Below are 13,257 nucleotides of genomic sequence, written 5' to 3' on the forward strand. Positions count from 1 at the left end.
GGCATTCAGGCCAGACGCTGCGGTAGACCGCTTCCGCCCCCTCACGGACATTCAGCCAGACGCGCGCCCGAGCCCGAAAGGAAGCGCTGCCTGCCCTTCAACGCTTGCTGGTGCCCGAAGCGAGGGTTGCGGACGGATTAAGCCCGTTCAGAAGCGGATCTCCACCGGCGGTTTTCCTAAGCGTACATCCCGCGTGTACAGGAATTCCATCTTGGGGAAGCCAGCCACGGGGAAGGCCTTGGTGTAATTCGCTTCGACCGGATGACTATCCCGGTTCACAGCTCCGGCGGAATACACGATCGACTGCCTCTCGTCGGGGCGTCCCCATCGCTTCAAAAAGCGGCGTGTGCCCTTCGTCCAGTGTGTGCCCGCCCCATGATGGAACGCGACGAGCCCCCGCATCGTCAGGCCGCGGGCGGCGTGTGTCCTGTAATGCCGTGGAAGATGGAAGGGCGCATCGCCGGGCAGGAAGATGACCTTGCCCGTCCGCTTCTGGACGACCGAGAACGCCACGCCGCTCCGGTTGCAGTCTTCATTTTGAAACGTCGGTCGGAAGGCCTTGAGTTTTTCCCACCAGAGCTCGTCGCCGTTCGCCGCAACGAAGCGGCACGGCACGGTTTCGAGCAGCGGCGGAATGCACCGGATGTTCGCGATCTCGACGGACCGTTCCACGGCCGAGGGGGAGGTCCACTGCCGGGGCGTCAGCCAATGCCCTCGCTTGACGGCGTTCGTGCCGGGCCAAGCGCTGGCCCAATGGTCGTGATCCCAATGGGACAGCATGATCGTCTGCGCGGCTGGCACCGGCAGCAGTTGATCGATCTTAGGTGCCCGGACCGGATCCGCCAGGCCGTTGAACGGGCTGCTTTGGACGCCGCCATAATCGATCCGGAGCACGTCATTCCCGTCCCCGTCCATGACGACGAGAGCGTCGCCCTGGCCGACATCCTCCGCCCTTACCCCGGCGAGGGATTTGACCTTGGCCAAGGGATCGAAGGGAAGGCCGAGATCGAGGGCATCAATCTCTTCGCGCGCCGGAGCCGCCATCGTCAGGCCTCCTCCGCAAGCGGCGTTCCGGAAGGCGGGTTCCGAAACCCGCGCTCCACGAGCTGGTCCCAGTCGATACCGCGCCCATGATCCTTGTTGATCTCGGGTTCCGTCCCGGACTGCGCTTCCCGCAAGCGCTTCCCGCCAAAGACGACGGTGGCGCGCCCTGATTTCAGAGCCTTCCGCACGCCGAGGGGGAGCGGAGCGGGCGGAGGCGTGTCTGGCGCCGGGTCTGGCCCCGGCTCCTCGCCGCCAAGATCGCCGATATGGTCCAGCGAGAACACCCGGCGGAGCGCACGCTTCTCCTCGACGGTCGCCCTCTCAATGCGCCTCACATGAGCGGGCAACGCCTCGCCGTCACGGGCCGAGACTGTCGCAAAGACAGGTTCGCCCGGCCCCACGGCCTTGGCCCGGACGAGCTTGATCCGGAACCAACCGCCCAGCTGAAGGTCTCGGTGAAGGGCGCGGGCCGCGAAGGAGGGCGAGGCAGCGTAGACGTCGATCCGGCTGGTGGGCATGACGGCGAACAGGCGGCGCAGCCGGGCGGCGCGGTCCCTGCGCCAACCCGAGTCGGATGGGCGCGACGGCTCCCTTCCAATGACCTCACGGGTCCGATCCAGAAACTGGCGACGCACGACGGACGAGAAGCCCAAGTGGGCGACGTCGCCCTCAGACCAGCCGGGCGCGACGAGGGGCCGGCCGTCGGTCGGCAAGGCGATCCCGCCAGGCAGGCGGCTGCGCGCCTCCAGATAGGAGAAATATTCGATCTCCTCCGCCGATCCGTCCGTCCAGCCTGAATACAGCTGCATGTCCCCGCCCCGGTCTCACCTCCCTTGTCACCGCGAACGACAATCGCCGCAACACCAAGCGGAGAGGCAGGACCTCAGGACCGAGGAAGGCGACCGGAATTTGCTAGCGCGCCGTACTTGCTGCGCGACACATCGGGGCTCCGATTTCAACTAGGCAGTTGGGCAACCTGAAGCTCAGCTTTCACCTTGTCGAGACCACGCCATACGAAGTCGCGCTGCGATCGCTAACCACCCACCGCGGACGTTCGCGCCGATAGCGACTGCAGCGTCGGCAGAGCGCCACCAGCGGACATTGGCACGTGGCCGAAGGGCGGTCATTCAGCGCTTGGTCACGACCTCAGGCGCACGCGTTATCTGGTTCGATCCAGTTGATCTGATAAGCCCGCCCGCTCGCCCGCATCAGTTCAGCGAGATCCCCCGCCCTCGCCGCCTCGCCGGTCCCGCCATAGACTAGCACATAGCTATCCTTGGTAATGGCCACAGTACTGCGAATGCGGTTGAGTTCCTGCCACACCGTGGCTTCCCGCGTCTTAGGGGAAAACAGGATCACGTAGTCCGCCTCCGGGAGATCGAGCCCGCGTTTCCCCGTGTCGCGGGTCATGACGAGCACACTGCCTGCTCCCGTCCGGAACCGCTTCAGTGCCTCTTCCCGTTCCGGATCATGCAAACCGCCATGAAGCAACTCGACCGGCACGCGCGCCGCCTGCAGTTGACCAGCGATAAACTGGGCTAGGCGAACGTACCGAACCATAACCACGCCGCGTTGGCCGCGCCGCTGGGCCACCAAGCGAAGCAGGGCTTCCGTCTTTCCCCGCGGCCGAGGTTGATGGTTGTCGGATGCCGGACGATGCGTGAACTGGTGGCGCTCGACTTTGAGGAGGTCGCCCTCGGCGTTGCGGAGGAAGACATCCTGCATGGCCGCCTCGTAGCCGTCGAAGAGGTCCTCGTAGAGCCAAGAGTACCGGTTGATCGCGCCTTGGATAGCCGCGCAACAGGTTCTGATCCGGGCGGAGACCGGAACCATGCGTCCGAAGACTGGGATCAGCTCGATTTTGCCGGACATGATTCCCGGCAGCAGCCGCATCACCCGGTCGGAGTCGAAGAGACCGATCTCGTCCTCCAGTCTCTGCAGGGCGAGGATTAGATCGGTGCCAACCGCTTCGTCGAGCGCGACGGCTTCCGCATCACGGACGGTGACAAACGCTACGCGCGCTGTCGGCGCGTAGCGGGCATAAGACCGGGAGCTCGGAGCTACCACTAGGGGCTGCCATGTCGCCTCGATAAACTCTGCCAGCCTGCGGATATTGGGCTCGTGCCCCGAGAGCGCGCCGGGCGCCGATCCGCTCATCAAAGCTAGGACGGCATTCGCCGGCAGTGCTGCCAGCATCCGTTGGAAGTCCTGCTCGCACCGGACCAGCGGCCCCTCGATCTCGAAATCCTCGGTCAGGAACTCGTCAAACTCGTCCACCAGGACCAGGCCGATGCTCGCGGTCACCTCGGGGGAAATCGCAAGATTGGACATGGACGAGGCCAGCTGGCCAGGCAGCCCGATAATGAGGTCAGACTTCTCGCAGGCCGCCGAAAGTCGGTGCGGCCGCGAGACTCGCTCGTCGTTGACGAGGACTGAGCGCATGGCAGGGTATGACCAAGTCGCGTAGTGCCCATGCTGGGCGGCAAGCGCACGCCGTGGCGCAACGAGCACAACGCGGCAGGCCGGACGTAAGCTCCGGTAGGCGAGCGCGGCCATGTTGGCGACGATCGTCTTCCCGGTGCCAGGCGGAAGGCGCAATTCGGTAGAACGGCCCTCTCCAGCGGCTTCCGCCATGGCGAGCGCGGCTGCCACCTGATAGCGGCGCGCCTCGAGCCCGCGCGCGACCGCCGCGGGCTGCGCCAGCGCGCGCAAGATGAGATCGGACGCGGCGCTCAGGAGGCCGCCGCGTCCGGTGGATTAGCCGGCTTCTGCTGCGTACCGTCGTAGACCTTCCGGCCGATCGCATAACCTCGACCGAGCAGATAGCCGGTCAGGACAACATAAATGGTGAGAAAGCCACCCAACGCTAGGAGGAGGTTCTGCGCCAAATAGTCCGTCGGCAGGGCACGACGCAGGATTGAGAAGATGACGCCTGAGATCAGCAGGATGAATGCTGAGACCGCGAGCGACGTTAGCAACGGCACGAGATTGTACTGGCCTCTGATGCTGTATTTCAACTGACGTAGAACTGTCTTCTCAGTTTCGTCGCCCCCGACTTTGTTGCCTTCGAACAGAGCCTCGGCGGCGATTAGGTCGCGCAGCCAGTTGCTCAACTGCACGTAGAAGAAACTTCCGAGCAGGCTGATCAGGCTGAGGAAGAATCCCAGCGTACCGATTTCCTGCGAGGTCAGAACTTGGTCGCTAGGCATTGGCCACCTCTTGTCCCACGCGGTCGATCATCACCATCACGCTGTCAGCCGGCAGCTCGACCAACCGTTGATCCCCAACCCCGCCCTTGGCGGTGGGGCCGATGAAATTGCGATCGATCTTGAACTCGGCGTCGCACAGCCGGTTGAGCTCGATGGAAGCCATGCGCGTGGTCCGCACATTGAGCCCCTTGTCGCCGTCGCCGGCCTCTTGGCGCTGCATGGCCTGCCCCCTCACCCGCTCCAGGTCCGCGAGGAGGTCCCTCAGGGCTTGGCCGCGCCAGTGACGCAGCGTCTTGTCGCCCAGCGCCCGGGCCACGTAGGCCGCTTGGCCGTGGGGCATGTTGAAGCTGTTGTAGAGCCGGTTGAAGCTCGGTGCTTCCGCCTTGGGAAGCATCGCTTCGTAGATGCGCTCGACCCGCGCAAGATGCTCTTCCGTTAGAGTCCGATATCGGGCCCGGCCGTTGATCCAGTCGAGATATTCTCGGACTGCAAGGCCCGCAAAACTGGTGGCCACCTCTGCCGGATCGCCGTTGTCGAACGTGCGGGCCAGCGCCGCGACCTCGTCTTCGCCTAATTCAATCGTAACCTGAACCACGCCCCCCCCCTCGCTCGGCAACGTTCAATAGCACGTTCAGAGTGCATAAGGCCCGGCTATCCGCATACAGTTATTTTGGGCGCGTCGCCATTCGGTCCTCTCGCGCCAAGAGCGGTCATTGACTGGAGATCGAAAGCGGACACCTCCTCACCGACTGTTAGAGCGTGATGCCGGCGCCAGGCTGATGTTTCACCAGTGAGGCGTGGCCCCCCCCCTTGCGCCCGGCCGTGCCAAGCGCCAGCCGCGTCTTGTGGCGTCCGCGCGGCCCAGCGATGATCCCTGCACATGACCGACCCTGCCGCGCTCGTCATACCTCCTGAGGAACTCGGGCGTCAGGCCGTCGCCGCCCTTCGCGGCTACGCCTATCAGATCTGGGCGTCCGCCCTCGCCTGGACGCGGCTCAAACCGGACGAGGTGCTCCTTCTCGAGGTCGCCGACGACTACGGCTCCATCTCCCGCGGCGCCTTGGCCTTGACCCAGGTCAAGGACACCGCCGCGTCCGGATCGCTGACGCTCGTGACCAAGGGGGTTGGCGACGCAATCAACCGTCTCTGGCGGTTCAGCAAGGCCAATCCCGATTGCCAAGTTTCCCTGACCTATCTGACAACCGCGACCGTCGGCAAGGAACGCGATCACCGTTTTCCGAATGACCGGCCAGGTCTTCAATACTGGCGTGATGCGGCGCTGGACGGAGCTGACACCCGACCCCTTCGGGGTGCCTTGCGCCGGCTCGCGCTGGATGCGGACCTAAAGGACTGGATCCGGGACGCTTCCGACGACGCCCTTCGCGACCAGCTGCTGCGTCCGATCCGTTTCGCGACGGACGAGCCGGCATTGACGGACCTCGAGACCCTGTTGAGCGAAGCGCTGGCCCATCTCTGCGCCACGGCGGGTGCGAGGGGGGCGGATATTGAGTCGCTGCGCAACACTCTCGTCGCCGACGTGCTGCGCGCGGCGGTCGCTTCCGAGACCGAGGATCGGCGCCTGAGCCGGGCGGACCTCATGAACCGCATCGCCGAGACGGCACGGTCCGGTCTCCCCGACCTAGGCGGCCGTGGCGGTTCTCCGATTCTAGATCCCCTCGAGACCACGACAAGCGGCGCTCTCATGGCGGATCGACCTGACGCCAATCGGGCGCTGCGAGCTGCACTCTCGGAAGGTGTCGCTTGGTTGTACGGCCCATCCGGGATCGGTAAGACCGCCCTCTCACGGGCCTTGCCCGGCGACGGCAACCGCGCATGGTTCAGCTTGGACCTGCGGGACGCAGCCGCCCCGGAGGCGGCGCGTCGTCTCAGAGCCGCGCGTCAGGAGCTGCTCGCCCTCGACACCTACGGCGGTCTTTGCGTTGATGATCTGAACGTCACACCGACGGGCTCGGTGAAGCGCGAACTCGCCCTCCTGTTCGCTCAGGTCCGGCTGGAGGACGCCCGCGTCCTCGTAACCGCCTACACTCCCGTGCCGGCCAGCCTGCAGGCGGAACTCGGCCTTCCCGAATCTTCGCTCCTGCGCGCACCGCGCTTCACCGAGGAGGAGACCTCGGCGCTCGTTGCCCAGGCGGGCGGCGACGTCGAGCGATGGGCGAAGGCCGTGCAGATGTTCAGCGGAGGCGGCTATCCTCAGCTAGTGGCCGCCCGTGTCGTCGCACTTCGCGCCGGCTGCTGGCCGGCCAGTGAGCTGGCGCGGATGGTCGTCGGCGGTGCCGGCGGCGCCGTCGATGACGAAAAAGAGGGGGCGCGCCGTCGTCTGCTGGGCGAGCTTCCGCCGACCGCAGCCAGCCTGCTCTATCGTATCAGTCTGATTTCCGGAGCCTTTGATCGGTCCCTCGCCCTGTCGCTGGCTGAAGTCTCACCCGCAATCCCCGAAGCCGGAGCCGCCCTCGATCTGCTCAAGGGACCTTGGCTCGAGCCGCTGGCCGGTGGACGCCTCCGCGTGTCCCCGCTGCTTTCCGACGCCGGAATCAAGGTCCTGAGCGAAGCTGAGCAGGCGGCGGTCCACACCGCCATCGCCGAGGGCCTAGCCTCGAAAAGCACCATCGACGCCGCCGACCTGCCCCAACTGGTGTTGTCGTCTATACGGACAGGGTCGAAAAGGGGACTGAAGGTGGTCGTCCACGCCGCCCTCCTCCAGAAGCTGCCCGGCCAGATGGTAGCGCGCGCCCTTTATCCCCTTGCCTTCATGCGGACCGACCGGCCGCTTATCTCGAGTGCGCCGGCGATCAACCGCATGCTTCGGTTCGCCCAGATCAAGGTCGCATCCCTCGACGGCATGACCGGCGTGGCCGAGCGCGCCTACCAGACGCTCCTGGCGGAAACCGACGACGACCCGCCCGGGCGCGCCCTGCGATCCATGGCGGCCTTCATCATGACCGCCAATCTGGAAGAGATGTCGGTCGGAAGCTGGTTCCCGCTCGTCGCCGGATTGCCTGCCGATGCGATCGACCAATTGGGGCAACTGCGCACCTTAGCGCCTGAGATCGCTAACGAAGAACAGCCGTGGTCATTTCCCGTCCAGGACCTCGGCGTCTTCCTGTTCACCTACCGCTCTCATCGGCTTCAGGGCCTAGACGACCTTGAAGCTTTGATCGACCGGCTTGAGAGCGTCGCTGTCCCCCGCCGATCGGTCCTGCTTTCAGGAGAGCGGTCGCTTGGCCGCACGTCCGACAATCGCCAGATCGCCGTGCAGTCCGCATGGATGGCCGAGGTCAAGCGCGAGCACTTCGACAGCAAGGCGACGGCGGTCCGCCTGAAGGCCATGTCCGCCCGTGTGGGTCGCTGGCCTGATCCAGCGCTCGAGATCGAACTGATCTGCGCCCGCATCGTCATCTTGGCCGAGTACGCGGACCGCCCTGAAGACGCGCTGCAGCTGGTCGAGGAGGCGCTCGGCGTTCGCCCCGACAGCGACCGCCTTCGTCGCGAGCGCGTCAAAATCTTCATCCGGCTAAAGCGCTTTTCCGAAATCGCCCAGGATGCCGACAGGCTTCTGAAGGACGCCGCAGGCCAGGACGCGGTCGAGGAGGTGTTCGCCGCCCGAGATGTGGCGATCGCGACTGCGGAAGCCGGAGATATCAAGGGCGCTATCGCCCGGTTCCGCGCTGCCAGCAGGACCGCCGCCGGCACGACGACACTGCGGTCTCTCGGCCTTCGTATGGAAGCGGACGTCATCCTGCTCCGATGGCGAACTGAGGACCGTGAGGCGGCCCTGCGCGCCGCCTTCGGCCTGGTAGAGCGGGTGGAAGCGCTCGACGACGTCCTCGCCGGCCAGAATGGGCCCCAGCTCGTGCGCGGTCTCTATATGATGGCGGAAGTCATGGTGCAGGATCTCACCGCGCCGGGCTGGGACGCCGGCATCTCGGTTGTCGGGATCGCGAGCCGTCCGAACGATGATCAGGACGCCCTTCCCCGGCCTCCGCTGCTCGCCGTCTGGTACAGGCTAGCCGAGGCGCAGCACCAACTGGGGATCGATGTCGGTGTCGCGGAGGCGCTCGAGCGGCGCAGGGCTGCTGGACAACTCGTCGCCTTTGAGGTCGTTCGAACTGGCCGGCAGGACTGGAGCGGCGTCAGCAGTCCCGATCCGATTAGCGCCGCCGCCGCCATCAGCGCGCGCGCTGGAGCCATCGCCTGGATTCGGGGACACGCCTTGGGTGGCGGGGACGCCGCGATTGCTGCCGAGATGTTCACCGTGGTCCAGACCATGCCTTGGGATGGTGACCTCGACCCGACGAACCCTCTGGCCGTCGACGCCGTGACCCAGGTCACCCTGGTCAGCCTCGCCTTCGCCCTTGGGCGAGGCGACACGGCCTGGCTCGAAAGCCTCGTCGAGGCCGCGCAGGATCCGGGTCTTGCATCCATCATCAAGGCCTTTCCCGAGGCCCAAGCTCCGGTCGACGTGGATCGGTCCGGTCACACCGCCCTTTGGTCCCTGCGACTGGTCTCGAGCCCCGAACACGACGTTCGCGACCTGTTCGTCGCAACCGCGTATCTGAGCCACTGGCTGAGCGAACTACCCTCAGCCGCGGAAGTGACGGGAGCTCTCTTTCCGATTCTGCAGGCGCACTGGCGACGAACTGCCTTGGAGCGGCGGTTCAGCCTGATCACGCCCGACCTGACGGCGGCCGACATCCTGTCCGCCGCTGACGCGCTTAAAGACGCCGCCGGAATCGCCCGGCTGCTGCTTGCGGCGCGCTCCTCCGTTCGGGTGTCTGTACCACCCGAAACCCTTCAAGCTTGGCGGGAGCGGGCGAAATCATCAGTCAGTTAGTCGAGCGCCCGCTTGTCACCCCTCCCGCCGTCAGTCTTTCAATCTCGCGACCGTTCGTTCCGAGGACGCATTCGCCATGAGCTGATATGGGCTTAGTTCTGCATAACAGACCTTCGATCTGTGCCGGCGCCTCGCGGCCGCTGCAGCGTAGGGCGAGCGACGGTGCACTGCCCCTTTGACACACGAATCAGTTGCGCCGAACATGGCCCCCACGGTCGGGGGCCTCGGGCGGATTCGCAACCAGAATGAAATACGCCTACGAGGATCTTGGGCCCGACCAGTTCGAGCGTCTGGTGGTCTTCCTATGCCAGAAGCTGCTCGGAATGGGCGTCCAAGGTTTCGCGAAGGGCCGCGACGGCGGCCGCGACGCGAAGTTTGTCGGTACTGCGCAGCTTCACCCGAGCACTACCACGCCCTGGAGCGGGACCGTCGTCATCCAAGCTAAGCACACCAACGGCTACAACAAGCATTTCTCCGAGACGGACTTCTTCAACGCCAAGTCCGAGAATTCGGTGATCGGTGAGGAGACGCCGCGGATCAAGGCGCTCCGCGACGCGAAACAGCTCGACCACTACATGCTATTTTCCAACCGCCGTCTGTCGGCCGGCGCGGAGACGGCGATCCGCGCCCATATCAGCAGCACTTGCGGCCTGCCGGAGGGCTCGATCGCCTTGTTCGGTTTGGACGACCTCGAACGGCTGCTCCGCTCGTTTCCAGAGGTGGCCGGCCAGCTAGACATAGATCCGGTGGACTCACCGCTGATCGTTAGCCCCCAGGATCTAGCCGAGGTGGTCGAGGCACTGGCGCGGCAAAAGGATGTCTTCAGCGAAGTCGCCGACACCCCGCCGACATCCCGCATTCCCTACGAGGCCAAGAACGCGGCGAACAACATGACCCCGGCGTATGCGAAGGCGCAGCGCCGGCGTTACCTGAAGGAGACCGCGCAGATCCGGACCTTCCTCGCGGCCCCAGAAAACGAGGAAATCCTGCGCGCGTATGAGGCCGTCGTGGAAGAGTTCGAACTCAAGATCCTGGCCAAGCGCAAAGACCACCAGACTTTCGACGAGGTGCTGGAGTACCTGCTAGACTTGCTTTTCGCGCGCGACGCCCTCCTTCGCCAACGCCCCCACAAGCCGCTGACCCGAGCCTTGGTCTTCTACATGTATTGGAACTGCGACATCGGAACGACGGCAGATGCTTAAGCCGAGCAAGCACGCCCATCCGGATCGCACGGTCATCAATGTAGCGATGCTGCTGCTTGCCCGGCTTAGGGCCCGGCGCCTCGAGGGCTACGACGACCTGAAGGCGTTCGCGCGCAAAGCGGTGAAGGGGGGCGAAGTCCTGTTTCTGCCGTCGATCAACTTCCTCTTCCTCTTGGGCTTGGTCGACTACCACGCCAAGACCGACGCAATTGAGTATGTGGGCCCCAATGCGGGTCTCTAGATTCTACTCCGACCAGCCGGCGGCGTTTCCGCCGATCGACTTCGTGAGCGGGCTCAATGTCGTCTTGGCGGAGATCCGGCTGCCGGAGAACCGCCAGCGCGATACCCATAATCTCGGGAAGTCGACGCTGGGCCGCTTGCTCGACTTTGGTTTTCTCGCCGGCCGGGATCCGAACTTCTTCCTCTTCAGGTACCCCGAACGCTTCAACGGCTACACATTCTTCCTCGAGATCGAACTTGCGGACGGCTCCTTCCTAACCGTGCGGAGGAACGTGGCGCAGGCGAGCCGGATCGCCTTCAAGAAGCATGCGGCGGGTCACCAAGACTTCTCCGCGCTCACGGATGGGGGCTGGGATCACCAGGACGTCCCCTTCGACCGGGCGCGGGAGCTGATAGACAGCCTCCTCGACTGGCGCGGCCTGAAGCCTTGGCACTATCGTAAGGGCCTCGGGTACTTCCTGCGCTCTCAAGAGGATTTCCGGGAAGTCTTCCAACTCCGGCGTTTTGCGAACTCCCACGCCGACTGGAAGCCGTTTCTTGCCCACCTCCTCGGATTCGATGGCGATCTTATCGGCAGGCACTACGCCAGCGAAGAGCGCCTCGCGACTCTGCGGCAGACGGAGCAGACGATCCAGACAGAACTCGGCGGCACGGTAGTGGACGCCAGCAAGATCGAAGGCATCCTCCTACTCAAGCAGAAGGAGGTCGCATCTAAGCAGGCTTTGCTGGACGCCTTCGATTTCCGTGCGGCCGACAAGGCCGATACGCGCGCCCTAGTGGAGGACGTCGACCAATCGATCGCCCGGCTTAACGCGCGGCGCTACACCCTTGCGGCCAACCGAAAGAAGATCGACCTGTCCCTCAAAGAGGACCAGATCCTCTTCAACCCGGAGGAGGCCCGAGAGCTCTTCGCCCAAGCCGGTATACTCTTCGCCGGGCAGATCAAGAAGGATTTCGAGCAGCTCCTCACCTTCAACCGCGCGATCACCGAAGAGCGGCGGATCTATCTCGAGGAGGAGCGAGCGGAGATCGATTCCGAGCTCAAAGCCATTGGCACAGAGCTGAACACTCTGGGCAAACGCCGCTCGGAGATGCTCAAATTCTTGAGCGATTCCGACAGCTTTGCTAAGTATAAGCAGCTCTCATCGGACGTAGTGGCTCTCAGGGCGGACATCGCCGCGCTCGAGCGCCAGCGTGCACATCTGCATCGCCTTCAGGAATTGCGGACGGACATTCGGACTGTCGAAGCGGAAGCGGGCGCGCTTCAGTCCCAGATCGAGGCCGACGTTGAGGCTCAGAATGCTGACCCCGGCTCGAAATTCTCGACCATCCGGATTTACTTCAACGAGATCGTGGAAGAGGTCCTTGATCGTAAGGCCTTGCTTAATGTGTTCCCGAACCGGCAAGGGCACTTGGAGTTTCGCGCTGAGATCCTGGACGAGGGCGGCAATGCCACCAGCGCCGACCTCGGCTTCACCTATCGCAAACTGCTTTGCGTCGCCTTTGACCTTGCCGTTCTACGAGGGCACCTAGACCAGCGCTTTCCGCGATTTGCATACCACGACGGCGTCCTAGAGTCCTTGGACGACCGGAAGAAAGAAAACCTGATTGGCGTCATTCGGCGCTATGCCGATCTTGGCCTCCAATCGATTATCACGCTGATCGACGCCGATCTGCCAGCACGCAGTCCGAAGGAGTCACCTGTCTTCGAGGACGCGGAGATCGTGCTCCGACTGCACGACGAAGGTGAACAGGGTCGACTGTTCAAAATCCCGACTTGGTAACTCCAGCGGCGCAGTGGAGCATCGTCGGGACCTCCCGAACACAGACTTTGCGAGTGTCGCCTTCGAGCGGGCTAGTGGCGCGGGTTCGACGGCCATAGGCACTCACACACGCCGCCCTAGTGCAGACCTTCCGAACGTCTGTGATGAGTCAGAGGCGCCGTCATTTTCTCCGCACCGGTTTCTTGGCCTTGAGGATGCGCCTCACGCGTGCCCCGAGGGTCGCGCGGGTTCTGACGTAGAGGTCGTCGATGGCGACTTCCATGATCTCCAGAGCGTCAAGTACATCGTCTCGCGTGAGCGGCTGGCCAGCGTGGCTGCCTGCGTTGCCGATCCATTTGATGGCCATCAGATGATCGCCGACCTCAGGGTTCTTTATGGAGAAGGCTTCGATGCGTTTGTGGAGCGTGAGAGACTGCCGTCGGCCGGCTGAGCCGGCTGCGCCTGGCACGGCGACTGCCTTGCGCACCTTCTGATCGTCGAGGAGAGCCTCGACGGCCTGTCGGATCTTGTTGCCGGCGGCGTCGTGGTCGGACCAGAGCAGCTGGCAGGCGGAGCGCAGTCGCTGTTTCACCGCGTCGGGCGTCGCTGCCGGCAGGGGGAACGGCAGGGGTGCCGGAGTGACGGCCTCCACCGTCCAGGTGTGGATGACGTCATACTCATCCCAGTCGACCTGAAAATGCTCGGCCTGCGTCTTGCCTGAGACCGCGACAGGGTCGGCGCACCGGACGTTGTCGCAAGTCATCAGGGCGGTGAACTGAGAGACGACGTCGTCATGATCGAACCAGTCCTCGTGGAAAACGAGCTGAGTGTCCGCCGTCATGCTTGACTGAACATCCTTATCAGGCAGGCGCAGCCGGCCCTCCTGACAGCGGCCGCACAGCCAATTGATATCTTTGAGGGCTTCCGCCCAGCGTTCGCGTTCCATG

General features: G+C 64.3%; 10 protein-coding genes. 4 read left to right on the forward strand and 6 right to left on the reverse strand.

Annotated features, from left to right (window positions below):
- Nucleotides 1-147 precede the first annotated feature (147 nt).
- The 5 genes from EES48_RS12940 to EES48_RS12960 form a co-directional block, all read right to left on the reverse strand.
- Complete coding sequence (locus EES48_RS12940) at nt 148-1,044, reverse strand: ComEC/Rec2 family competence protein (protein WP_122467899.1); 897 nt, start codon at nt 1,042-1,044, stop codon at nt 148-150.
- A 2-nt stretch (nt 1,045-1,046) separates the two neighbouring features.
- On the reverse strand, nt 1,047-1,853 hold the full coding sequence (locus EES48_RS12945; protein WP_122467902.1) for a hypothetical protein: 807 nt from the start codon (nt 1,851-1,853) through the stop codon (nt 1,047-1,049).
- Between the two features lie 337 nt (nt 1,854-2,190).
- Nucleotides 2,191-3,756 carry a DEAD/DEAH box helicase gene (locus EES48_RS12950; RefSeq protein ID WP_122467905.1) on the reverse strand — a complete coding sequence of 522 codons (1,566 nt, stop codon included), beginning with the start codon at nt 3,754-3,756 and terminating at the stop codon, nt 2,191-2,193.
- 20 nt (nt 3,757-3,776) lie between these two features.
- Entirely contained in the window at nt 3,777-4,253 is a 477-nt protein-coding gene (locus EES48_RS12955; protein WP_122467908.1) for a hypothetical protein, read from the reverse strand.
- Nucleotides 4,246-4,848 (reverse strand): hypothetical protein, encoded by a 603-nt coding sequence (locus tag EES48_RS12960; RefSeq protein ID WP_122467910.1) that lies wholly within the window; start codon nt 4,846-4,848, stop codon nt 4,246-4,248. The genes EES48_RS12955 and EES48_RS12960 overlap by 8 nt, the downstream gene beginning before the upstream one ends.
- A 414-nt stretch (nt 4,849-5,262) precedes the next feature.
- Here EES48_RS12960 and EES48_RS12965 point away from each other — a divergent pair, with 414 nt between their 5' ends.
- The 4 genes from EES48_RS12965 (at nt 5,263) to EES48_RS12980 (ending at nt 12,331) form a co-directional block, all read left to right on the forward strand.
- Nucleotides 5,263-9,105, forward strand: a complete 3,843-nt coding sequence (locus tag EES48_RS12965) for a hypothetical protein (protein ID WP_205679477.1) — start codon at nt 5,263-5,265, stop codon at nt 9,103-9,105.
- Between the two features lie 245 nt (nt 9,106-9,350).
- Nucleotides 9,351-10,307, forward strand: a complete 957-nt coding sequence (locus tag EES48_RS12970) for an ABC-three component system protein (RefSeq protein WP_122467916.1) — start codon at nt 9,351-9,353, stop codon at nt 10,305-10,307.
- Complete coding sequence (locus EES48_RS12975) at nt 10,300-10,548, forward strand: ABC-three component system middle component 8 (RefSeq protein ID WP_122467918.1); 249 nt, start codon at nt 10,300-10,302, stop codon at nt 10,546-10,548. Before EES48_RS12970 ends, EES48_RS12975 begins: the two co-directional genes overlap by 8 nt.
- Before the next feature lie 43 nt (nt 10,549-10,591).
- A complete protein-coding gene (locus EES48_RS12980) occupies nt 10,592-12,331 on the forward strand; it encodes a DUF2326 domain-containing protein (RefSeq protein ID WP_240623360.1) in 1,740 nt (579 codons plus the stop codon).
- 160 nt (nt 12,332-12,491) lie between these two features.
- On the opposite strand, the gene EES48_RS12985 is transcribed toward EES48_RS12980, so the two are convergent.
- Nucleotides 12,492-13,256: a DUF4145 domain-containing protein gene (locus EES48_RS12985; protein ID WP_162998162.1), complete on the reverse strand. Its 765-nt coding sequence runs from the start codon at nt 13,254-13,256 to the stop codon at nt 12,492-12,494.
- Nucleotide 13,257: the final 1 nt, after the last annotated feature.

The organism is Brevundimonas lutea, from assembly GCF_003704105.1.
Lineage (GTDB): Bacteria > Pseudomonadota > Alphaproteobacteria > Caulobacterales > Caulobacteraceae > Brevundimonas > Brevundimonas lutea.